Source organism: Bacteroidota bacterium, from assembly GCA_018831055.1.
GTDB lineage: Bacteria > Bacteroidota > Bacteroidia > Bacteroidales > B18-G4 > M55B132.
In genome coordinates, this window is the sequence record JAHJRE010000194.1 from 1 (window position 1) to 23,068 (window position 23,068).

Here is a 23,068-nt window from a genome sequence, read left to right on the forward strand (position 1 = left end):
GGGGGTGAGGTGGTATGATCGGAGAGGGGCCGGGGGTGAGGTGTTGTGATTAAAGTGGACCCGGGGGTGAGGCGTTGTGATCAAAGAGGGGCCGGGGGTCTGGTGTATTTTTCGTGTTAATATTCTATTTAGAGCAATTTCTATTTAGGATTTAGGATATAATTATTATTTTAGCCGGGACGAACTTTGGAAGACAGAAAACCATTAAATACTGATTTTATGGAAAATATTGATTGGGGAAGTCTGCCGTTCGGATATTTCAAGACAGACTACAATGTACGTTGTTATTACAGGGATGGAAAATGGGGGGAATTGGAAATTTCCTCTTCAGAGTACATTTCCATTCACATTGCTGCTACCTGTTTGCATTACGGTCAGGAAGCCTTTGAGGGTATGAAAGTCTTTCATGGGAAAGACGGTAAAGTTAGGGTTTTTCGGTGGGAAGAAAATGCCCGTCGCATGCAGCGTTCGGCTGATGGGATCATGATGGCAAAAGTGCCGTTGGAGCTCTTCAAGGAAGCGATAATCAAAGCGGTCAGGCTGAACTGGAAATATATTCCACCGTACGGTACGGGGGCTGCTTTGTATATTCGACCGCTCCTGATCGGCACCGGACCGCAGGTAGGAGTTAAGCCGGCTACGGAATATATGTTCATGATTTTCGTAGGGCCGGTTGGGCCTTATTTCAAAGAGGGTTTCAACCCGGTAAAGATTCAGCTTGTTAAAGACTACGATCGTGCTGCACCGAATGGTACAGGACATATCAAAGTAGGCGGTAACTATGCAGCTAGCCTTCGTCCTGCAGCCAGGGCCAAAGATGAGGGTTTTGCTTCAGTTTTATTCCATGATTCCATGCACAAAAAATACATTGATGAGGCTGGACCTGCCAACTTTTTTGGGATCAAGGGCAACACCTATGTGACGCCGGATTCGCATACCATCCTGCCCTCTATCACCAATATGAGTCTGCGGCAGCTTGCTACAGATATGGGTTTGACGGTTGAACAAAGGCATGTGCCTGTAGAAGAACTGGAGGAGTTTGAAGAGGCTGGTGCATGTGGAACAGCAGCCATCATTTCCCCGATTTGTATGATCGAGGATCGTGATTCCGGTAAACAATACATTTACTGCAAAGACGGTAAAGCCGGCCCGAAGTCTACTGCTTTGTATAATAAACTACGTGCCATTCAGTTCGGAGAGGAACCCGATCCATACAACTGGGTGGAGATTATAGAAAAAGACTAGAAATTATTTTCCAGAAGCAGGCTCTCCATCAGGGCCTGCATTTTTCTTGCTTTTTCACGGGCCGTTTCGGCAAAGAGTTCCGTATTGTCGGCAAAAATAATATCACGTGATGAGTTGACTATCAGTCCGCAATCGCTGTTAATGCCATTTTTTACAACCTCTTTGAGGTCTCCTCCCTGAGCTCCTATCCCGGGTACTAGCAGAAAATGGTCGGGAACATGTTTTCTCACTGTCTGCAACATCTCAGCCTGTGTTGCCCCAACCACATACATCATATTTTCAGGGTTTCCCCATTTTTGTGAGATGGTCAGAACTTTCTCAAATAAGCGCAGGTCATCATCTCTGTCGCTTATCATCTGAAAATCCAGCGCACCTTTATTGGATGTGAGTGCCAGCAGAATCACCCACTTATCTTCGTACTCAAGAAATGGAGTTATGGAATCTTCTCCCATGTATGGAGCAACGGTGATGGCGTCAAAATTGAGATACTCCAGGAAGGTCTTGGCATATTGTCTGGATGTGTTCCCTATGTCGCCACGTTTGGCATCGGCAATGGTGAAAATCTCCTTATCGTACTGTTTGAGGTATTCGATGGTTTTGCGGAGACTATTCCATCCTTCGCTGCCTCTGCTTTCGTAGAATGCAATGTTGGGCTTGTATGCAATGGCAAGATCATGCGTGGCATCAATGATGGCCTTGTTGAACTCGAATACAGGATCCCCTTTAACATGCAAATGCTTTGGTATTTTGTTAATGTCGGAGTCGAGGCCGATACACAGGAATGATTTTTTTTCCTTTATATTGTTGATTAATGAGTTTTTGTTCATTGGTTATACTGTTATATGGTTATATGGTTATATGGTTATGTGGGGATAATCTGGTTTTGGAGAGGATCAGGCAAGTTCTTCTTTTAATCTTTCAGCGTTTTCGGCAAGTTGGAGTTGATCGATGAGTTCATCTACATTTCCGTCGATAATACTCTGAAGGTTATAAAGAGTCAGGTTGATACGGTGGTCGGTCACACGGCCCTGAGGCCAGTTATAAGTGCGTATTTTAGCTGAGCGGTCGCCTGTGGAAACCATGGTTTTTCTTTTTGATGAAATCTCATCGAGATATTTCTTGTATTCCCTTTCGTAGATGCGTGTGCGTAAAACAACCATAGCCCGTTCATAGTTTTTTATCTGCGACTTTTGATCCTGGCAAGTAACTACAATTCCTGTAGGGATATGTGTGAGCCTTACTGCTGAATAGGTCGTATTTACCGATTGTCCTCCGGGCCCGGAAGAACAGTAGGTATCCCGACGGATATCTTCCAGCTTTACTTCCACATCAAATTCTTCAGCTTCAGGAAGAACAACCACAGAAGCTGCCGATGTGTGCACCCTTCCCTGTGTTTCAGTTTTTGGGACACGCTGCACCCTGTGAACACCTGATTCGAACTTGAGCCTTCCATAAACCTTATCTCCCTTAACATTGAAGATCACCTCTTTGAATCCGCCTACAGTGCCTTCGGTTGCGTTAACAGGTTCAATCTTCCAACCCACAGTCTCGCAATAACGGGTGTACATTCTGTAAAGATCCCCTGCAAAAATGCTTGCCTCGTCACCTCCCGTGCCGGCTCTGATCTCCACGATAGCGTTGCGACTATCCTGAGGATCCTCCGGAATGAGCAAAAACTTAATTTCCTCCTCCAGCTTTTCCCGCTCCTCATAAAGAGTGTCAAGCTCATGTTTTGCCATGTCGCGGAATTCCTCATCTTTCTCGGTTTTCAGGATTTCTTTGGAGGATTCAATATTCCCCATTATGTTTTTGTACTTCTGATATGCCTCAACAATAGGTTCCAGATCCTTATAATCCTTGTTAAGCTTGATGTAGCGCTTCATATCCGACATCACGGAGGGATCGTTCATCTGCTCACGGATAGCCTTGTACCGTTCGTAAATTCCTGATAACTTATCTAACATCGTTTAAAATTTGAAATGCAAAGGTACGATTATTTGTGAGTGATAGGGATTAGGGATTAGGGATTAGGGATTAGGGAATAGAGATTAGAGGATAGAGGATAGAGGATAGAGGAGAGATTTCTGAGATCTGAGATCTGAGATCTGAGATCTGATATCTGATATCTGATATCAGGGCTTAGGGGTAGTTGAGGGTTTGGGTGGGTGTTTTGATGGTGAGGGTTGGTTTTGTTGATTGTTTCACGTGCCCTATTATTCTGGCTTCCACGTTGTAGGATGTGGCGATATCGATCGCTGTTTCCGCATATTCCTGAGGGAGATACAGTTCCATACGGTGCCCCATGTTAAAGACCTGATACATCTCTTTCCATGATGAACCGGATTCTTCCTGTATCAAAGCAAACAAAGGGGGCACGGGAAAGAGGTTGTCTTTGATGATATGTATGTTTCCTGCGAAATGAAGCACTTTCGTTTGGGCTCCACCGCTGCAATGGATGATTCCGTGTATCCCCTTTCGATGTTCTTCCAGGATGTCGCGGATAATAGGAGCGTAAGTCCGGGTTGGTGACAGTATCAGTTCTCCTGTGTTAATACCCGGTACCGGTGAGGGGTCCAGCAGTTTCCTGCTACCGGAATACACGAGATCAGCAGGTATGCCGGGATCAAAGGATTCAGGGGATTTACCGGCATACATGTGATGCAGAACATCATGCCGAGCCGATGTAAGCCCGTTGCTGCCCATGCCTCCGTTGTAGCGGTCTTCGTAAATGGCCTTACCGAAAGAGGCAAGTCCCACGATTACATCCCCTGGTTGGATGGCTATATTGATGATCTCTTCCCTTTTCGCCCTGGCTGTGACGGTAGAATCGACCACCACAGTTCTTATCAGATCACCCAGGTCGGCCGTTTCACCTCCGGTAAGGATTATATTGATTCCCATGCTGCGCATGTTGGCCAGGAATTCTTCCGTTCCTTCGATGATGGCGGCTATCACTTCACCAGGAATGAGGTTCTTATTCCGGCCAATGGTGGAAGAGAGCAGCATGTTTCCTGTGACTCCTGAGCAAATAAGATCGTCAGTATTCATCACGATAGCATCCTGGGCTATACCCTTCCAAACCCGCAGGTCTCCCGTTTCTTTCCAGTAAAGGTAAGCTAGTGAGGATTTGGTACCTGCCCCATCAGCATGCATGATATTGCAAAAATCCGGGTCACCACCCAAAATATCGGGTATGATTTTGCAAAATGAATTAGGAAACAGTCCTTTGTCGATATTCCGGATGGCACGGTGAACATCTTCCTTGGAGGAAGACACACCCCGTTTACCATACCTTGTTTGCTCCTCGCTCATTTACTTATATTCAAAAGTGATCCTCAGGGTCTTATCGTTAATATTGTATTTTCCAACCTTGTCGAGAAGCCAGTTACCGAAAACAATGGGGTATTGCAGGCGTTGGTTGACAACCATTTCAATATCCTGCAGTGTTTTAGACCCTATCCTCAATTCCTTGACTACAAATATGGAATTGTTCCTGATGGTATTATCTCCCAGGATCTCAGCAGGATCACCCCGGAAATCGGATTTGTCGATAATACCCTTTCTAAGCATATCAAGGGCCTTTTCGGCCGACACCTGGGCTTTCGTATTGGCATCATAGGTAAATTCCTCGTTGAATCCGTTAATGATGCATGGTATCTGGTATGCTCCGGTTTTCGGTTCGGTTTTGAATATCACAACGTTATCTTCCGGGTTAATTTCTATCTTGACCTCAGCGATTTCTTCCTGGGTTGTTGATCTGGGGATATAATCCTTGCGGAGTACTCTGAACTCTGTTCGCCGGTTCAACTGGTGGGCGGCTTCTTTTATCTCTGTGGATGGGAGGGCTTCGATATAGGTTTCGGTTAGCACATCACCCTTTTTAAAAGTGTATCCATCACGGGTCATATCTTTGAGAAGCACTCTGGGCTGGCGTTCCCCATATCCTTTTGCAACGAGTCGATAGGGGTCGATTCCACGAAGGATAAGATAGTCAACTGCCGATTGGGCTCGTTTCTGGGAAAGGATGTCATTTCTTTCCTCCGTGTCGCGGGCGTCGGTGTGGGATGCGAGCTCAACAACTATCCTCGGGTTTTCGTCAAGAGTAGTAATAAGGCCCTGCAGGGAGTCTTCATATTGGGGTTTTAAATCCCATTTTGCAAGGTCATAGAGTATTTCAGGAAGCACAATCGGTTCTTCCGGGATGGGCTTCAATACGAAATCGCGTATGAAATCACGTCCTACTTCTTCTCCGACCGTAGTTAAGGTTGTCTTGGAATTAAAGTAATTTTCCTTGGTTACCAGGATGTCGTAGGTAGTGTTCTTTTTCACCTGGGAGGTTCCGAACATATAAAATCCTTTATCGTTGGAACGTGTTGATACCGACACACCATCGGAACCGATCAGGGTAACCACGGCATCCAGCACAAACTGCAAGGTTCGGTCGTCGGTGATGGTTCCCTGGATGGTGAATTCGAGGGGTGGCACAGTGAAGGAAAAGATGTCATCTCCGCCTTTGGCACCACGACGGTCGGAAGCGTAGAACCCTTTTTCTTCTTCCGGATGGAACATGATGGCGAAGTCGTTATAGGTTGAATTCATGGGATACATCAGGTTTGTGGGGATTGTCCAGTTTCCTGAAGTATCGATCATTGAATAGAAGATATCGAGTCCGCCCATTCCGGGATGGCCATCGGAGGAAAAATACAGGATAGTATCGTTTCGGAGGAAGGGGAAAAGCTCATCACCGGGAGTGTTGATCTCCGGCCCCAGGTTGTATGGATAACTGAAGTTTTCGTCTTTAGTTTCACGGAAAGCAACCCAGATATCCTTACCCCCGTATCCTCCTTTGCGATCGCTGGAGAAATAAAGGATAAGTTCATTCTTGCTGAGGGTGGCATGGCCGATGGCTTCGGAAGAGTCGTTGCTGAGTCTTACCATTTCAGGCTTACTCCAGGTACGTCCCGAGCGGGAAGCTTTGTATATCTGGCACCCCATATTTCTTTCTTCCACATTCGGACAGCGGGTAAAGTACAAGACTGTATAACGGCTGTTCATGGCAGGTGCGCCTTCATTGGCTTCGGTGTTGATTCCGTCTTCTTCGGTGGTCAGGAGCACAGGTTCGCTCCATTCTCCTTTTCTGTCGATGCGTGTATAAAAAAGATCACTGAAGCTCTGATCTGTCCACTCATCTTTTCCCTTTCCTGTCGCTCCTTCACGTGTTGAGGTAAATATAAGATCGTTGTAATTATCGCTGCCGTAAACGGCGCCAAAATCAGATTCACGGGAATTGATCTTTTTAATATACTCTACTTCGTGCTTGGTTGGATTTGCTATCCATTCCTCTATCATGTCACAGGATGCGGCTCCGTTCGGGCCTCTTGGATCATCCGGTACCTTCTCGGCATACAGGTTGTAATAATCCTTAGCTTCCTTAAAGTCTTCATCCATTTTCAGGATATCGGCATAATGGAGGAGAATGAGAGGGGTTTTACGTTCATAATTGCTGCGGATCAGCCGTTTATAATAGCCCTTGGCTTTTTTGAATTCACCGGTAAGACGGTAACATTCGGCAAGCTGATACGTGATCCGGTCTTTTTCATTCTTATTCTTTTTAGCCCGCGAATAAGCTTTCTGATAACGGTCGATGGCCACGGCATAGCGCTGGTCTTCGAAAGCGTCATCCGCACTGCGCGTAATAGCCCTTTTCTTTTCCTGCCCGTAGGAAAGGGAGGAAAGGAGAAAGAAAAAAACGGATAATAAGAAGAATAATCTATTTAATCTCATCTTTTTACAATACTTTCTGAAGTTAAACGGCAAGTTGCCGGTTTTATTTGTTATCTCTACATTCTCTACAAAATATTATCTTTGTTTTTGTCAGGATTATGTTCAGTTTTTGGAATTGCGGTTTCCTGTGTTTGATTAGCTTTCCTGGCCGGTTCATCAAGATTTACACTGACGGAATTTTTTACATCCCTTACTTCTTTGTTGATTTCGTTACGAATTTGGTTGGAAGCTTTTTTGATCTCACTCATACCCCGTCCGATTTTTCTCGCTATTTCGGGGATACGCTGAGGTCCGAATACCAGGAAGGCCACGATCAGAATGATCAATAGTTCGCCTCCTGAAATATCCAGGAAAAGAAGATTATGTATGAGTGTCTGGGTTAAGCTCATTAAGCAAAAATAAAAAAAAGTCCGGTGCGTTAACCGGACTTTTTCCTCTTGTTTGTTATTCTCGAATTACTTTTTTTTCAACGTTTTAGTCTTCCTTCTGGTGAGCAGGTCATAGGCAATCGGGCTTGCATTGAACAGTGAAGAATATGTTCCGATGACAATACCGATAAGCAATGCAAAGGTGAATCCACGGATTATTTCACCACCAAAGATAAATATGGCAAGCAATACAACAATGGTTGTACCCGCGGTATTCAGGGTTCTGCCCAATGTGCTGTTGAGGGCATTGTTAATGTTAACCGAAAGCTCTTTCTTGGGATACAGGAAGTTATACTCCCTGATCCTGTCGAAGATGATAACAGTATCGTTGATGGAATAACCGATAATGGTCAGGATGGCGGCAATAAATGCCTGGTCGATCTCAAGGCTGAAAGGTAAAACATTATAGAACAGCGAGAACAGCCCGATGGTGATCATGGAGTCATGGAACAAAGCAATAACCCCGGCCAGACCAAACTGCCATCTTTTAAACCTTATGGCAATATAAACGAAGATAATTACCAGAGCGAAGAAAACGGCCAGGATGGCTTTATTGCGGATATCATCTGCAATGGTAGGCCCAACCTTTTGCGAACTTAAGATACCGATGAGTTTGTCGCTGGTCTCCACATCCGTAGCAAAGGTTTTGTAAGCCAGGTCATTTTTCTGGAAGAAAGGCTTCAAACCGCTGTAGAGTTTGGTTTGTATGATGGAATCGATAGCCGGCGATTCATCGTCGATCATGTATTTCGTAGTGATTTTGACCTGAGTTGTCGGGCCGAAAGTTTTTACTTCCGGGGCAACATTGTCAAATTCAGCGGTTAGTGCTGTGCGTATGTCGGCAGTGTTCACGGGCTGATCGAAACGTACCACATAAGTTCTCCCACCACTGAAGTCAATTCCGAAGTTCAAGCCTCTGACAAACAACGATGCGATCCCTATTATAATGATCACTGAGGAGAATATATAAGCTCCCCGGCGCATTTTCAGGAAGTCGAATTTTGCGTTAGCAAGGATATTCCGTGTAATGCTGTTATCGAAATTGATTTCCTTGTTTTTATCCAGCAGCCAGTTGAAGATGAGTCTTGAAATGAATATAGCTGAGAAGAGTGAGGAAAGGATACCGATGATGAGGGTAGTGGCAAAACCTTGTACAGGGCCGGTTCCGAAAACGTACAAAACGATACCTGTAAGCAATGTAGTAACGTTACCGTCGATGATGGCGGAGTACGCATTTTTGTAACCATCGCTTATGGCAAGCCTTATTCCTTTACCGGCGCGGATTTCTTCTCTGATACGCTCATAAATGATTACGTTGGCATCCACTGCCATACCTAGTGTAAGAACGATACCGGCGATACCGGGCAGTGTCAATACTGCACCCAGTGAAGCAAGGATACCGAATATGAAGAAAATATTGGTAAGCAGAGCAAGGTCGGCGATCCATCCGGCACGGTTATAATAAAGTATCATATAAAGAAGTACCAGGCTAAATGCGAGCACAAACGACCATAATCCGGAGGTAATGGCTTCACGACCCAGGGAGGGGCCAACAACAGCTTCCTCAACTATCCTGGCGGGGGCAGGTAATTTACCTGCTTTCAGGATGTTGGCAAGGTCTTTTGCTTCTTCTATGCTTCCTATACCGGTGATAGATGATCTTCCATTGGGGATCTCATCGTTAACATTCGGGTATGAATAAACATATCCGTCGAGAACGATGGCAACCTGCTTGCCGATATTCTCGCCGGTGATTCTCTTCCATACCCTGGCACCTTCCCCATTCATAGCCATGGTTACTTCTACCTGTCCGGTCTGGCTGTAATCCTGGCGTGCGTCTACAATCACATCTCCGCCAAGGGCTGCGCTATTGTTTCTACCGGTAGCTTTAAGGGCGACAAGTTCCAGGATATTGCTGCCTTCCTGGCGGGGTTTTACTGTCCAGGTCAACTTAAGATCGCGTGGAAAAATTGTGCGGGTTCTCTTAAGCATAGTATTGATACGGGCAGTATCCTTTATGGCTGCATAACCTACAGTGGCTGATTGTATAGGCCTGTTTTCCTGGTCGATATTAACCAGCAGAAAGGCAAACAGCGGGTTTTCCTTGGCATAGTCCTCAAAAGAGCGATCCTGGGCACTAAGAGAGGTGTCGCTTTCGATCTGGTCGAGCAGGCTGCTTCCGGCTGCAGTATCCTCTTCGGTAATGGTGGTTTCGGTAATCAGCGCGCCTCCCTCCGTATCAACGGTTTCTTCAGTGGTGAGGGTTTCTCTTTGATCGTTTTGTAAAGCTTCGATGTCTTCACCTTCCGGACGGTTTTCATTTGTAATTTCCTCGGTGCCCATGATGGTGCGGAGGCGTCGGTTGGATTCAACCAGGTAATTTATAACTTCCGGCAAATCATACGTTTCCCAGAACTCCAGTTTTGCTGTTCCCTGCAAAAGTTTCCTGACACGGGCGGGGTCTTTGATACCAGGTAACTCAACCAGGATACGCCCTGATGTAGCCAGTTTCTGAATATTAGGCTGGGTTACCCCAAAACGGTCGATACGGGTACGAAGAATATTGAAAGAACGGTCTATAGCTCCTTCCGTCTCTTCCCGGATCACATCCAGTACTTCAGCATTGGTCGAATTATAAGAGATCTTATCTTTTAATTCTACGATGTTAAATACAGCCGCCATGCTTTCGGTAGGTGCTACTTCATCCCAGGTTTCACCGAAAAGAGACACAAAATCCTTGGTGCTGCTGCGTTGTTTATAGTAAGTGCGGTTCAGAACTTCCACAAAGGTTGGATTTTGGCTGTAACCGGAAAGGGCATTGACGATGTCGCCAACATTGATTTCCATGGTCACGTTCATACCCCCCTTGAGGTCAAGACCCAGGTTGATCTCTCTTTCCTTGGTTTCCTGATATGTGTATTCCCTGAGCAGGATGTCATAAACAACCTGATTCGACATGGAGTCGAGGTAATACGTCTGTCTTGCTTTGTGAATGGAGTCCAGAAGATAGGTTTCTCTCAGCTCATCTCCTTTTGCCATTTGCTTTGCAAGTTTATCAGAAGCTTCACTGAATGCATAACTTTTGGCATTCCTTTCTACTTTAGAAGTAAAAAACGTGAAAGAAAGCTGGAAGAGACAAACAATCGCAAAAGCAATAGCAAAAAACTTAATAGCACCTTTACTTTGCATTTGGTATGTATTTTAGGATTACTTCAAATTTTTGAGGGTGCAAAAATAGAATATTATTTGTTAATTAACAATTTCGCAAGGCATTATTTTGAAGCATGCAGCTTGCAGCCTGCAGATTGCAACCTGCAGCCATCTGTTAGTTTTTACAGACACACACATTTTTATAAATATCTTCCAGGAATGAGGTAATTTTTCACATAATCGGCAATTCCTGATTCGAGGGAGTGAAATTTACCGGGATAACCTGTGGAAAGAAGTTTTTCCATTCGTGCTTCTGTAAAATACTGATATTTATCCCTGATGTCGGCGGGTGTGTCGATGAAATCGATCTGGGGTTGAACTCCCATTGCGGAAAAGGTTGCTTTTGCGAGGTCGAGAAAAGTTCTGGCTTTACCTGTTCCCAGATTGTAAATGCCGTTTTCCGGTCGGTTTTCCATGAAATGCAGAAGAACATCCACCACATCTTTAACATAAATAAAATCCCTCAGTTGTTCTCCGTCACGGTATCCGTCCTTGTGTGACCGGAAGAGTCTGACTCTCCCGGTTTCCTGGATTTGCCTGAAGGCATGGAAAATGACGGATGCCATCCTGCCTTTATGGTATTCGTTGGGGCCATATACATTAAAGAATTTAAACCCGGCCCAGCATGGAGGTTGTTCCTGTTGCTTTAAAACCCAGATATCGAACTCATTTTTCGAATCCCCGTAAGGATTCAGTGGTTTGAGAAGGGGAATAAGCTTATGGTCATCTTCATATCCATGTTCTCCCAGACCGTATGTAGCAGCGGAGGAGGCATAGATAAGCGGGACCTGATGCATGGTGCAATATTCCCACACCATCCTGGAATACCCCGTGTTTAGCCTATCAAATACTTTTTTGTCGAATTCTGTTGTATCGGTTCGGGCGCCGATATGGAAAAAGAAATCCGTTCTGATGTTTTCTTTTTTCAGCCTGGAAAAGAGCTCGTCCCGGTTAATCTTTATCAGACCCGATATATTCTGTAGATTTATATTCTTTTCTTGTCGTGAAAACTCATCTACAGCAATGATATTATCATAACCCCGGCTGTTCAGATAACTTATGACAATGCTTCCAATGAATCCTGCGGCTCCGGTAACTATGATGGTTTTCATTTCCATGACGATTAATTTTCTTTACTGTTGGATGGTAATTCGAGACCATATCCCGAATGTTTGTCATCCCACTTCAGGAGGAATGCAAAGATCACGCCCAGCACACCGAAAATTACGAACATAAGGATTGTGGGAGTATAATTAAGTTGTGCACCGGCTTCTATCATTTCGGGTGTAACACCAGGATTCGTGGAATCGAGTATGGTTCCAGCCAGGATGGGAACGGCAAAAAGCCCCAGGTTCTGCAATGAAAACATGGCCCCGTAAGCGGTCCCAATACGTGCTTCCGGCACTATCTTGGCTACAGAAGGCCACATAGCTGCGGGTACCAGCGAAAAGGCTATTCCCAGTAATATCATGAGTACGTATGGATTAAAACCTGTCAAACCAAATAAAAGGTGAATTATGATGAGCATCACTGAGCCATAGATCATCATAGACGCACTCTTACCGATCTTGTCGACAAATAATCCGAATAAGGGAGTAAACACCACTGTGCCGAACGGCAGGAAGGATGCCACCAGTCCTGCTGTTTCTCTTGAAATACCGTATTTATGGTAAATAAAATCGGGGGCATATTTAAGAAACGGGAATACAGCAGCATAGAAAGTAACGCAAAGTGCAGTGATAAAAAGAAATGAGCGGTTGGTAAACAGTTTTTTCAGATCGCTGAAGTGGAATTCCTCGTCTTTTGATAAAAGCCTTTCCGAATCTTTTACCTGCCTGTCAAGTTTGATATCATACATCATATAAATCAGGAATCCTAAAAAGCCGATCAGCAGTAACATCACCCCAAACCACACCGGGGTTGTGTAGTTGAAAGCCTGAGCCATACTTTCCGGAAGCACAAAAGCCAGTGCCGTGCCTATCCTCGCTAGTGCCAGGTTTATTCCAAAGGCCAGGGCAATCTCATAACCTTTAAACCATTTTACCAGGATCTTGCTTGTTACTACGATACTGGTTTCTGCTCCCAGTCCAAAGATCAGCATACCAAGCGACATCATTTTCACTTCCGGGGAATAACCTGTAAGGAAGGAGCTCATAAATTTGTAGCCTATACCTCCCTGATGGAAATAATCCGAAGCTCCGTAAGCAGTTAGGGATGCCCCGATAAGCATGAATACTGCAAACAGAAATCCTGTAGGCCGTATCCCCAGTTTATCGAGAATTATCCCCCCAAGGATGGCCATCAGGAGGAAAGTATTGGGGAATGCATAGAAACCAACGATGATACCGTAATCCTGGGACGACATGTTCAGATGCTCCTGCAGTGTGGCTTTGAGCGGACTTAAAACATCATAAAAGAAATAGTTAGCAGCCATGAGAAAGCTAACAAGCAGCATCATAGCCCAGCGGGTGCCAGGATAATCGCGTAGAACTTTTGAAATATGATTCATATATCCTGATTTGGGAATGCCGCCCAAAAGTACAACTAATAATTCAAAAATATGGGGCATCATGGATTGAACCGGTTGTCAAATTAATATTATCTTTGTTGCGTAAACCAAAGAAGCTATCCATTAAATCTTTAGTTATGAATTTATTACCACGAATTTCTATTCTGTTTCTTGCCATTATTTTTATGGGAATAGGACAACAGGCCTTGGGGCAACGCAGCGAGGGAGGCTTACCCCCGAGTTTTTTGATAAGCGGCCTGGATAATACATTTGATACCAGGGCATTTCCGGCACCGGATATGAATGCAATCTATGCTGAGGATGAACAGAATGCCGTTGACGCGTTTCCGAAGCCATACCGGGTAGGTGTGTCTGTCCCGGTAAATCTGAGTATAGAGAATTCAGGAACCTGGACTGAGTTGCCGGACGGGGATAAGATATGGAGACTTACTCTTGTTTCCGAAGGAGCTATGGCCCTGGGCGTTTATTACGATGATTTCTGGCTGCCTTATGGTGGCAAGCTCTTCCTGTATAATGAAAAGAAGGATCAGGTGATTGGCGCTTTTACCGAAGAGAACAACAATCCCGACTGTATGTTTGCTACACAGCTTGTGCAGGGCGATAAAGTTACCCTTGAGTATTACCATCCGGCAGGCACGGAGATAATGCCCAATCTTGCAATTTCAGAAATTGCATATAATTACCGTGGTGTTAGTTTTGATTACGTTGAAAAGGGTGGGTCGCTATGGTGTATGATCAATATTATTTGTTCACCTGAAGGTGATAACTGGCAGGACGAAAAGAAGGGTGTGGTGAAGCAGTATATGAAGATCGGTTGGGGTTACTATTTGTGTACAGGATCACTGATCAATAATACAGCACAGGATAAAACACCATACGTACTTACAGCTTTCCACTGCGGTGAAGGGGCGACGGTAGCTGATATGAACCAGTGGGTGTTCTATTATAATTATGAATCATCAACATGTACAGGAAACTGGGGTCCATCGACACAGTCACAAACCGGTTGTGCCAAGAAAGCTGAAGGGGATTACGAGCCCGGTTCCGATTTTCTGCTGTTACAGCTAAATTATGGTGTTCCGGCATCGTACAGTCCTTATTTCAATGGTTGGGACAGAAGGAATGTTCCTGCCGACAGCGGTGTCAGTATTCACCATCCTGCCGGCGACATAAAGAAAATATCCACTTTTACTCTTCCTGCCGCATCATCACAGTGGAACAACTACGGTGTTTTGTCGCACTGGAGGGTATGGTGGGCAGAAACGACGCACGGCACCTCTATCACAGAGGGTGGTTCATCCGGTTCTCCTTTGTTTAATCAGGATGGTCGTATCGTGGGTGACCTCACCGGGGGCCCACCTGACGACTGCGAGGATCCGCTTTACAGTCTTTACGGTAAGCTTTCTTATTCGTGGGATCAAATGGGCAGCCTGCCTTCACAGCAATTAAAACCCTGGCTTGATCCGCTGAATACCGGTGTAGAGGTATGGGATGGAATGTATAATCCCACTGCACCTTCCCCCGGCTTTTCTGCCGATGTTACCAGTTTGCAGCCCGGGGAATCCGTTCAGTTTACTGATATGACAGCAGGTAACTGCACCGAATGGGAATGGACCTTTGAAGGAGGGGATCCGGCAACATATTCCGGGCAAAATCCTCCGTTGGTAACCTATGCCGCTGCCGGCCGTTTTGATGTATCACTCACAACCTCCAGTTCAGCCGGTTCAGCTACCAAAGACAGCCTCGAGATGATCATTGTCGGGGCGCCTGAAACCGACTTTACTGCTAATAATACCTACCTGCAGAATGGAGAGTCGGTCAATTTTGAAGATATCTCTTCTAACGATCCCATCGAGTGGTTATGGGAGTTTCCCGGAGGAGTTCCTGAGACATCCACCGATCAGGATCCCCAGGGAATACAATACGATGAGACCGGAAACTATAATGTGACTCTCACTGCTACAAACCAATATGGCGACGATATGTTGGTAAAAGAGGCTTATATCACGGTTGGAGGACCTTTCGCCGAATTTGAAGCCGATCAGACATCAATTCTTGCCGGAGAATCGGTCACTTTTGCTGACCTCTCGATCAATGACCCAACAAACTGGTCATGGAAATTCTTCGGAGGATCGCCGGGAGCATACACAGGTCAAACACCTCCGGCTGTTACCTATAATAACCCGGGAGAATATGACGTCAAACTAACCGTTTCCAATGATCTGGGTTCACATTACATCCAGAAATCCGGGTATATCATTGTTGGTGGTGTCGGAGTGAATGAGTTCCAGGGTGAAGATCCCGTGGTAATCTTCCCCAATCCATCCAAAGGCAATTTTACCGTTAAAGTGGAAGAAGGCATCAATCGTGCTATCATACATGTTATCAATGCCATTGGCCTTGAGGTGAGCAGAACCATTCTCGAAGAAGGAAATACCCAGGTGACCCTTGACCTTAGCGGGGAAGCCAACGGTATTTACTTCCTGCGATTGGAATATGACGGAAAATCATCGAATCATAAACTATATCTGATGAAATAGCAGATATTTTTATCAGGAAAGGCTGCCTGCTTCACCGGAAAACAATCCGGTAAAATCAGGCAGCCTTTTTTTATATTTGCAATATTGATAACGGCGAGTATGAAACGATCCCAAAAGACATTTTTTTGTTTTCTTGTTGCGTGGTTCCTGGTGCCGGAGATAATATCCGGACAGATTTCTCATGGGGGGCAACCTCTTAGTATAATTTGGAAATCAGCCAATGAGCAAGTGGTTTTCCAGGAATTCAACGCACCTTATATTGAACCAGACACTCGTGAAAAATTACCACCAAAGGTTGGGGTAACCATTGCCGTTTCGCTAAGACCGGAGAACTCAGGCCGTTGGGATGTATTTCCTGATGGACAGGGCATATGGCGATTGGGGATCAGGGTACGAGGTGCACTTGGGCTCGGATTGTATTATTCTTCCTTCAGGATTCCGGAAGGAGGAAGGCTGTTTGTTTATACGCCGGATTACTCAAAGATCATAGGTGCATTTACACAGGATAACAACACGGAAAGGGGTTTGTTTGCTACGGAACTGATACCTGGAGATGAATTGATCCTGGAATATAACGGACCGACAGCGACAGTGAATGATCTTATGCTGGAGGTGAACGAGATATTGTATGCTTACCAGAACCTAGGTGATTTACGCGGGTTTGGTGATTCCGGCCCCTGCGAGGTTAATGTAAACTGTCCGGAAGGCAATGCCTGGAAAGATGAAAAGCGGGGCGTGGCAAAGATCATTTTGAAGGAAGGAGGATCGGCATACCTGTGCACAGGATCGCTGGTTAATAATGTGCGGCAGGATAGCACGCCATACTTCCTTACTGCAAACCATTGTGGACCCGATGCTTCAACCGGGGATTATTCGCAGTGGGTATTTTATTTTAACTACGAAGCCGCAGGTTGTGAAAATCCATTGATCAGCCCTCTTTCACAGACGATCACAGGGTCAACACTAATAGCAAAAGGATATAATAATCCATCGTTGGGGTCGGATTTTAAATTGCTGTTGCTTGGAGATGATTTGCCCGAAAGTTACAATCCCTATTTCAATGGATGGAACCGTAACAACAGCAGCAGCGAAAGCGGGGTAGGGATTCATCATCCCAAAGGCGATATAAAAAAGATATCAACTTACACCGAACCTTTGATATCCAGCGAATACAATTCCGGAGGCACCAGTCCTGATGCTATGTACTGGAGGGTTGTATGGGCGGAAACAGTTTCAGGTCATGGGGTTACGGAGGGTGGTTCTTCAGGCTCGCCGATTTTCAACGAGCAGCATCAGATAGCAGGAACCCTGACTGGAGGAGCTGCTTCCTGTCAGAATACTTCGGGTCCGGACTATTATGGAAAGTTTAGCTGGCATTGGGAGTCAAATGGCAGCATATCTTCCACCCAGCTCAAACCCTGGCTCGATCCTGATAATACAGGAGTAACGGAACTTGAAGGTTTTGGTTATGGAAATATTCTCTCAGCCGGGTTTTATGCTGATAAGATTGCGATCACCACGGGTGATTATGTTACTTTTCTGGATCAATCATCGGGTAAGCCGGCGTTCTGGGACTGGTATTTTGAGGCGGGCAATCCGGGGAGCTCCACCATCCATGATTCTATTAATGTAGGCTATAACAGTGTTGGCAGGTATGATGTACGACTTGCCATCAGCGACGGAATTTTCTCCGATACTCTCGTGAAAAGGGATTATATTGAAGTAAGAGCTTTGTTTTATCCCAATCCTGCTGTGGATCACTTTTATATGGATCTTGGCAGGGATAGAGCTACTTCTGTCATCCTGGAATTTTATGATATAACCGGCCGCATGGTAAAAGAACTCCATGAGGAGCAATCATCGAATCTTTACAGGATACAATTGCCCGAATTGCGTGAGGGTATGTATTTTGTGAAGTATAAGGTCGATGAAAAAGAGTTTGATCCTGAAAAGCTTATCATCCTGAACTGAAAATCTTCGGAATTGTGAATTAATTCTGTTCCCCGTTGTTATGAAGGGTATAATTGTCCCATCTGTTAATCACTTCCTGCATATCCTGAGGTAATTCCGAATCTATGAATACCGGTTTTCCTGTAACAGGATGATTGAATCTCAGGGATTTTGCGTGTAAAGCCTGACGGGGTAGTATTTTAAAACAATTTTCTACAAACTGCCTGTACCGGGTGAAGGTGGTGCCTTTCAGTATTGCATTACCACCATAGGTTTCATCATTGAACAAGGGATGTCCAGCATGCTTGAAATGAACCCTGATCTGATGTGTTCTGCCTGTCTCGAGAGTACATTCCACTAAGGTTACATAACGGAAGCGCTTTAAAACCCTGTAATGAGTTATAGCATGTTTGCCTTTGTCTTCTTCTTCCGTTACCGTGAATATCTTCCGGTCTTTGTTACTGCGTGTGATATTTCCGGTAATGGTTCCTTCATCATTTCCCGGATCTCCCCATACCAGGGCAATATATCTGCGGTCGAGATCGTGATCAAAAAAGATCTTTGCCAGTTTTGACTGCACAATTTCATTTTTTGCTACTACCATGATGCCTGTAGTGTCTTTGTCAATACGGTGCACGAGGTATGGGAAAGCTTCGGGGTCGCCGCTTTGCTTGCGCATATAATAAGTAAGGGCATTCACCAGGGTACCAGTGTAGTTTCCGTATGCGGGGTGAACTACCATTCCGGCTTGTTTGTTGATGAAGATCAGGTCATTATCTTCATAGGCTATATCAATAGGTATATCCTGAGGAATGATCTCTATTTCCCTTGGAGGGTAGGATAGAACGATAGATATAACATCTTCGGGTTTGACCTTATAGTTAGGTTTAACAGCCTGCTCATTCACCAGGATGTTACCTGCGCGGGAAGCATTCTGGATCTTGTTCCTGGATGCATTTTGGATCTTATACATCAGGAATTTGTCAATTCTGAGCAAGCTTTGCCCTTTATCCACCACAAAGCAGTAATGTTCATAAAGATCCTGTTCTTCTTCGCGGATATCAGGTCTTTCATCCATGTGCAAGGCAATCTTAGCGGCTGATAATCACTTTCCCGGTAAACGCTTTACCGGTTTCGGGGATTAAAACCCTGATTATGTATAATCCTTCAGGTAGTCCTGATACATTAAGTGTTTCGTTGTAAGGCATCACAAGAACCCTTTCTCCAACAACATTGAATACCTCAAGTACAGGACTGTAATCAGAAAGGCTGGATTCCAGGATAATATGGATAAGGTCTCCTGAAGCAGGGTTTGGATAAATGCTTAGGTTAGTATTTTGCATTGTTTTTCCCGGGATGCCGGTTGGGTCGAAGGGTTTTCCTATGACCGGACGCATGATGAGGGATCCGGTAAATGCTGTTTTTTCCCAGTAACCATAAACATTGTAATAAATATTGGGCGATGCGTCGTTGTAAGTATCAAATCCAACATTCAGATTATCGCCTGTCGATTGTATCCAGCCGATATAAAATACATTATTAATAGGGACAGGCTCTTCAAGGTAATATGTTTGTATATGGTAAAGATCGTTTGAGAATTTGGGTTTGAGGTCCAGTTGGCGATAGACCATTTCCCCGGGTTCACCGTTGTTATCGCGCCAGACAGCGAGGTCGAAGTACTGATCGTTGGCGTTACCTTCGGTACGGTTGAAGAACATCCGTATAGCCCGGAGGGTATCTCTTTCATTAAGCCGGAAGCGGTAAGCTACTTTTCCTCCGGCAAGGTTAATGCCGTAACCGGCTTCGGGTGTTCCATCGTCATAAGCATAATAATTATAGAATTCCTGATTCAGGGTAATGGTATCCCCAACGGTGTCGGAGGCGGTGAAACCGCTGATCACATGGCGGACTTCAAAGGCGGCACTATCTTTACCGAAGCCGAGTGGGTAGATGAAATCGATGGTCGGACAAGCCCTTGATGCACCGCAGGTTTGGTCGCACCTTTGGTACCCGAACGAATAGAAGGGAGGCAGGTTGCATCCTCCACCGTCATGAAAATGGACGACAGAGCCACCTACCTCAGTAACAGTATACCCGTAATCAGTGTTAAAGGCTTCATTGTAAAGGTTGCTGATGAACAGCCGGATGGAGTCCTGCAACGCATTGGTCGGGTCGTTTTTATATTGGGAATAGGGCATCGACTGGTAATTTATCAACATGGAAGGCGCTTTTTCTACGAAACTGATATCTCTGTAAGTGGTGTCTCCCGGTGAACGCCCAATGTTCAGATAAACATAATCAAGATTCCAGTGGTCGGTGTTGGACCTCCAGCTTGGAACATTGCTGGTGGCCAGGCTGGCATAATTATAAAAGCGGAACATAAAATCTTTCCTGAACCAGGTGGCACTATCGGTAATGGGTATGAGTACCTGCAGGGAGTATGTTCCAAACCTGGCATAAAAGGTATCCAGAGCCATTCCTTCCGAAGCCCAGACTGTTTTCCAGTTATAGTCGGGAATAAAAACATCTTTACAGGGCATGATAACCGTATCCCCGAAAAAATAATACCTGTCGGCGATCACGTATTTGTTGGAATCACAGTAGGGTGGTGCAAAGAGAGTATCGAGTGGGAAGATGGTATCGCCGGGTTGTATATAAGCGCTGATGGGAACAGGAATGGAGTCGGAATAAACATAAACTGAATCTCCGCTGGGATGTCCGAATTGCAAAACGAGGCTATCCCAGGTCTCCGGTTTGTTTCCTCTTCCCTGGGGTTGGAAGAAAAAGCTGAAGTAGACAGAGTCTGCAAGGGTTATTGCCCTGGGTGCCGGAAGAAAAACCGAGTCGAGGCGAATAGGTTTTGACGTGAGGTGGTCGGCAATGAAAGGGAAGGAACTGGCGCCTGTGTAAAGATTTCCGTATTCATCAATGGCATCGAAAGTAGCGGCTCCGACATTCACGGAGCGATATGGGAAGTCGGCATTGACAAAAACATCCAGGTCAAGCCACCGGGAAGTGTCAGGGAAAATATTTTCCTGCTGAAAATCATCAAAGAAGGGCAATTGCAAAGGCTTGACTACAATGATCCTCCGGGAGGCATCTTCATTCCCCTGGGAAATCCTGGCTTGTTTGATTACAGGATTGTATTGCAATCCGCTTAAAATTTCCTGGGCGGAAAGCAGGGTTGAGAATGTGGATAAGAATATGAAAACCAGAAAATAGCGCATAATTGCTTATTGTTTAAAATTCTTCCGGCATTTCCTGCCTGATTATAGTATCTGTTATTGCAGTATCCGGTTGATAACTCCGGATCAATGCATCAAAATCAAAGCTAAAGTCGGATCGCAACCAGATATTTATTTCCATTCCTTTGGTAAGTGTTGCTTTATCCGACCACTCGGGTTGTTGACGGTAAACTCTTACGTGTTTAGGGTCTCTTTCATCCAGAAAATATTGTGTTCCTGTGTTGAAAGACGATAGGTTGATAAGGTCAAGGGATTCTGACAGCGTTTTTCCGATCAGGAAAGGAACGGGTGCTTCCGGATTACTTCCGATGCCGAGAACGAGGTTTACGGCCGAGCCTTTCTCCAACATGGTACCAGCCTCAATCATCTCATTATCGTAAATTTGTTCCAGGACGGCATTATCTGCAAAATCTTCGGCATATTCCAGGCGGTTAATTCTCAGTCCTTTGGAGCGCAGTCTGTTGATTGCCTGTCGAAGAGTAAGGTCTATCAGGTCCGGCATTTCCACCATTTCTGCTGAAGAGGCCACAATGGTCACATAAATTTTTCTTCCCATCTTTACTCTGGAACCGGGTATAGGATTTTGGATCACAATGGCTTTCTTGTTGTTTGATGGGTCGAAAATAGAATCAATTACTACAAATTCGTAGATCTTGTCGAATTTCTCTGATTGTAGCTCTTCGATAGTCCGGCCGTAAAAATCCGGAACCACATATTCTTCACCATGGTTGGTGTAGGTTTTTAAGAGGCGCAAAACGATGAAGAGTAAAATGAGGGTAAGCACAACGGAGATAACGAGGTGCAGATAAAAATTCTTTTTAGTCAGAAATCCGAGAAAGCTCATTTTTTCTACCTTTACGTGGGTAAAGCGGGCTCAGCCAGGCAGAGACGCCTCAACCATAACTACCGCCCTGCCGGCTTTATTGTCCGGGTCCCGCAAAGATAAGAATTAAAGGATTAGTTAACATAACAGATGAGGTTAGCCGGCCTATGAAAAAGAACATTGCCATTGCTGCAGGAGGAGATTCCGGAGAATTTGATATTTCCATGAAAAGTGCGGCCGTTGTAAAGCGGAATCTGGATTCTGAACTATACAATGCCTATATAGTAAGGATGAAGAACGGGCTTTGGGAGCTGATTGATGAAAAGGGCAATGCACACCAGATCGACCGGAATGATTTCAGCGCATCTCCCGAAGGTGAAAAGATTCTATTTGATTGCGTTTTTATAGCCATTCACGGTACTCCAGGAGAAGATGGTAGGCTGCTGGGTTATTTCGATATGCTTGGAATACCCTATACTTCCAGCGGTATGGTTACCTCCGCACTTACCTTTAATAAATACTTCACCAATAACCTGGTTCGTTCTTTCGGGGTAAGGACTGCTCCTTCTGTTTTGATCCATAAGAATCAAAGAGTTGATACGGAAGACATCATCAGGGCCATAGGCTTACCGGTATTTGTAAAACCTAATATGGGTGGGTCAAGCGTGGGCATTACCAAGGTTAAGGATGAGAAGCATCTTAAGGCAGCTATAGACAGGGCATTCCAGGAGGACGAAAGTGTTCTTGTAGAAAGGTTCATTAAAGGCCGGGAAATAACCTGTGGGGTTATGAAATTCAATGGTAAGATCATTGATTTGCCGATCACGGAGATTGTGAGTAAGAAAGAATTCTTTGATTACGAAGCCAAATATACCCCCGGTGTGGCCGATGAAATAACACCGGCCCTGATACCCAAATACATTGAACTTAACTGTCGTGAGAAGTCTCTGCATTTATACAAACATCTTGATTGCCGGGGCTTTGTAAGGTTTGATTATATTTTTAATGATGAAGACCTGTTTTTCCTGGAGGTCAATACAGTCCCAGGCCTTTCGGAAAACAGTATTATACCTCAACAGGCTCAATACGTTGGTATTTCACTTAGGGAGATGTTTTCGTCTGTATTGGAGGAGGCGATGAATAATGAATAATGAATAATGAACAATGAATAATGCACCTCACCCCTCGGCCCCCTCTCCGATCACACCACCTCACCCCCCGGCCCCTCTCCTGAAGGAGAGGGGAGACGTGACTGCAAAACTGAACCGGATTTACCTTGATTGGTGTGATTAGCGCGGGAGCCCCTTCTCCGA

15 protein-coding genes are annotated in these 23,068 nt (G+C 45.1%); 4 read left to right on the forward strand and 11 right to left on the reverse strand.

The features are described 5' to 3' along the window. Nucleotides 1–219: 219 nt before the first annotated feature. A complete protein-coding gene (locus KKA81_12720) occupies nucleotides 220–1,245 on the forward strand; it encodes a branched-chain amino acid aminotransferase (GenBank protein MBU2651791.1) in 1,026 nt (341 codons plus the stop codon). Here KKA81_12720 and pyrF read toward each other — a convergent pair. The 8 genes from pyrF to KKA81_12760 all read right to left on the reverse strand — a co-directional run bounded on the left by pyrF (nucleotide 1,242) and on the right by KKA81_12760 (nucleotide 13,176). Then, nucleotides 1,242–2,072 carry an orotidine-5'-phosphate decarboxylase gene (gene pyrF, locus KKA81_12725; GenBank protein ID MBU2651792.1) on the reverse strand — a complete coding sequence of 277 codons (831 nt, stop codon included), beginning with the start codon at nucleotides 2,070–2,072 and terminating at the stop codon, nucleotides 1,242–1,244. The two genes, KKA81_12720 and pyrF, sit on opposite strands and share 4 nt — an antisense overlap. Nucleotides 2,073–2,138: 66 nt before the next feature. After that, complete coding sequence (prfA, locus tag KKA81_12730; protein MBU2651793.1) at nucleotides 2,139–3,209, reverse strand: peptide chain release factor 1; 1,071 nt, start codon at nucleotides 3,207–3,209, stop codon at nucleotides 2,139–2,141. A 175-nt stretch (nucleotides 3,210–3,384) separates the two neighbouring features. Next, nucleotides 3,385–4,557 carry a phosphoribosylformylglycinamidine cyclo-ligase gene (locus KKA81_12735; GenBank protein ID MBU2651794.1) on the reverse strand — a complete coding sequence of 391 codons (1,173 nt, stop codon included), beginning with the start codon at nucleotides 4,555–4,557 and terminating at the stop codon, nucleotides 3,385–3,387. After that, a complete protein-coding gene (locus KKA81_12740; protein MBU2651795.1) occupies nucleotides 4,558–7,029 on the reverse strand; it encodes an OmpA family protein in 2,472 nt (823 codons plus the stop codon). It lies immediately after the preceding gene. A 65-nt stretch (nucleotides 7,030–7,094) separates the two neighbouring features. Beyond that, entirely contained in the window at nucleotides 7,095–7,418 is a 324-nt protein-coding gene (locus tag KKA81_12745; protein ID MBU2651796.1) for a twin-arginine translocase TatA/TatE family subunit, read from the reverse strand. A gap of 66 nt (nucleotides 7,419–7,484) precedes the next feature. Then, nucleotides 7,485–10,646 (reverse strand): protein translocase subunit SecDF, encoded by a 3,162-nt coding sequence (secDF, locus tag KKA81_12750; protein ID MBU2651797.1) that lies wholly within the window; start codon nucleotides 10,644–10,646, stop codon nucleotides 7,485–7,487. A gap of 161 nt (nucleotides 10,647–10,807) precedes the next feature. After that, a complete protein-coding gene (gene rfaD, locus KKA81_12755) occupies nucleotides 10,808–11,779 on the reverse strand; it encodes an ADP-glyceromanno-heptose 6-epimerase (GenBank protein MBU2651798.1) in 972 nt (323 codons plus the stop codon). An 11-nt stretch (nucleotides 11,780–11,790) separates the two neighbouring features. Beyond that, nucleotides 11,791–13,176 carry an MFS transporter gene (locus tag KKA81_12760; protein MBU2651799.1) on the reverse strand — a complete coding sequence of 462 codons (1,386 nt, stop codon included), beginning with the start codon at nucleotides 13,174–13,176 and terminating at the stop codon, nucleotides 11,791–11,793. Nucleotides 13,177–13,313: 137 nt separating this feature from the next. Here KKA81_12760 and KKA81_12765 point away from each other — a divergent pair, with 137 nt between their 5' ends. Further along, a complete protein-coding gene (locus KKA81_12765; protein ID MBU2651800.1) occupies nucleotides 13,314–15,737 on the forward strand; it encodes a PKD domain-containing protein in 2,424 nt (807 codons plus the stop codon). A 99-nt stretch (nucleotides 15,738–15,836) separates the two neighbouring features. Next, complete coding sequence (locus KKA81_12770) at nucleotides 15,837–17,708, forward strand: T9SS type A sorting domain-containing protein (protein MBU2651801.1); 1,872 nt, start codon at nucleotides 15,837–15,839, stop codon at nucleotides 17,706–17,708. Between the two features lie 19 nt (nucleotides 17,709–17,727). On the opposite strand, the gene KKA81_12775 is transcribed toward KKA81_12770, so the two are convergent. The 3 genes from KKA81_12775 to KKA81_12785 are packed head-to-tail and all read right to left on the reverse strand — an operon-like array spanning nucleotide 17,728 to nucleotide 21,776. After that, nucleotides 17,728–18,765, reverse strand: coding sequence for an RluA family pseudouridine synthase (locus tag KKA81_12775; protein ID MBU2651802.1), 1,038 nt, complete (start codon nucleotides 18,763–18,765; stop codon nucleotides 17,728–17,730). Between the two features lie 13 nt (nucleotides 18,766–18,778). Beyond that, nucleotides 18,779–20,914, reverse strand: a complete 2,136-nt coding sequence (locus KKA81_12780; GenBank protein MBU2651803.1) for a T9SS type A sorting domain-containing protein — start codon at nucleotides 20,912–20,914, stop codon at nucleotides 18,779–18,781. Between the two features lie 13 nt (nucleotides 20,915–20,927). Next, nucleotides 20,928–21,776 carry a PASTA domain-containing protein gene (locus KKA81_12785; GenBank protein ID MBU2651804.1) on the reverse strand — a complete coding sequence of 283 codons (849 nt, stop codon included), beginning with the start codon at nucleotides 21,774–21,776 and terminating at the stop codon, nucleotides 20,928–20,930. A 146-nt stretch (nucleotides 21,777–21,922) separates the two neighbouring features. Between KKA81_12785 and KKA81_12790 the strand changes: the two genes are divergently transcribed. Continuing rightward, nucleotides 21,923–22,906, forward strand: a complete 984-nt coding sequence (locus KKA81_12790) for a D-alanine--D-alanine ligase (GenBank protein MBU2651805.1) — start codon at nucleotides 21,923–21,925, stop codon at nucleotides 22,904–22,906. Nucleotides 22,907–23,068: the final 162 nt, after the last annotated feature.

What these genes read in the sequence shown, in the direction of transcription:
- rfaD (MBU2651798.1), bottom strand. Translation starts at nt 11,779, where the DNA reads ATGAAAACCATCATAGTTACCGGAGCCGCAGGATTCATTGGAAGCATT.
- KKA81_12740 (MBU2651795.1), bottom strand. Translation starts at nt 7,029, where the DNA reads ATGAGATTAAATAGATTATTCTTCTTATTATCCGTTTTTTTCTTTCTC.
- KKA81_12760 (MBU2651799.1), bottom strand. Translation starts at nt 13,176, where the DNA reads ATGAATCATATTTCAAAAGTTCTACGCGATTATCCTGGCACCCGCTGG.
- KKA81_12785 (MBU2651804.1), bottom strand. Translation starts at nt 21,776, where the DNA reads ATGAGCTTTCTCGGATTTCTGACTAAAAAGAATTTTTATCTGCACCTC.
- KKA81_12780 (MBU2651803.1), bottom strand. Translation starts at nt 20,914, where the DNA reads ATGCGCTATTTTCTGGTTTTCATATTCTTATCCACATTCTCAACCCTG.
- KKA81_12745 (MBU2651796.1), bottom strand. Translation starts at nt 7,418, where the DNA reads ATGAGCTTAACCCAGACACTCATACATAATCTTCTTTTCCTGGATATT.
- KKA81_12735 (MBU2651794.1), bottom strand. Translation starts at nt 4,557, where the DNA reads ATGAGCGAGGAGCAAACAAGGTATGGTAAACGGGGTGTGTCTTCCTCC.
- KKA81_12790 (MBU2651805.1), top strand. Translation starts at nt 21,923, where the DNA reads ATGAAAAAGAACATTGCCATTGCTGCAGGAGGAGATTCCGGAGAATTT.
- KKA81_12775 (MBU2651802.1), bottom strand. Translation starts at nt 18,765, where the DNA reads ATGGATGAAAGACCTGATATCCGCGAAGAAGAACAGGATCTTTATGAA.
- KKA81_12765 (MBU2651800.1), top strand. Translation starts at nt 13,314, where the DNA reads ATGAATTTATTACCACGAATTTCTATTCTGTTTCTTGCCATTATTTTT.
- KKA81_12720 (MBU2651791.1), top strand. Translation starts at nt 220, where the DNA reads ATGGAAAATATTGATTGGGGAAGTCTGCCGTTCGGATATTTCAAGACA.
- pyrF (MBU2651792.1), bottom strand. Translation starts at nt 2,072, where the DNA reads ATGAACAAAAACTCATTAATCAACAATATAAAGGAAAAAAAATCATTC.
- KKA81_12770 (MBU2651801.1), top strand. Translation starts at nt 15,837, where the DNA reads ATGAAACGATCCCAAAAGACATTTTTTTGTTTTCTTGTTGCGTGGTTC.
- secDF (MBU2651797.1), bottom strand. Translation starts at nt 10,646, where the DNA reads ATGCAAAGTAAAGGTGCTATTAAGTTTTTTGCTATTGCTTTTGCGATT.
- prfA (MBU2651793.1), bottom strand. Translation starts at nt 3,209, where the DNA reads ATGTTAGATAAGTTATCAGGAATTTACGAACGGTACAAGGCTATCCGT.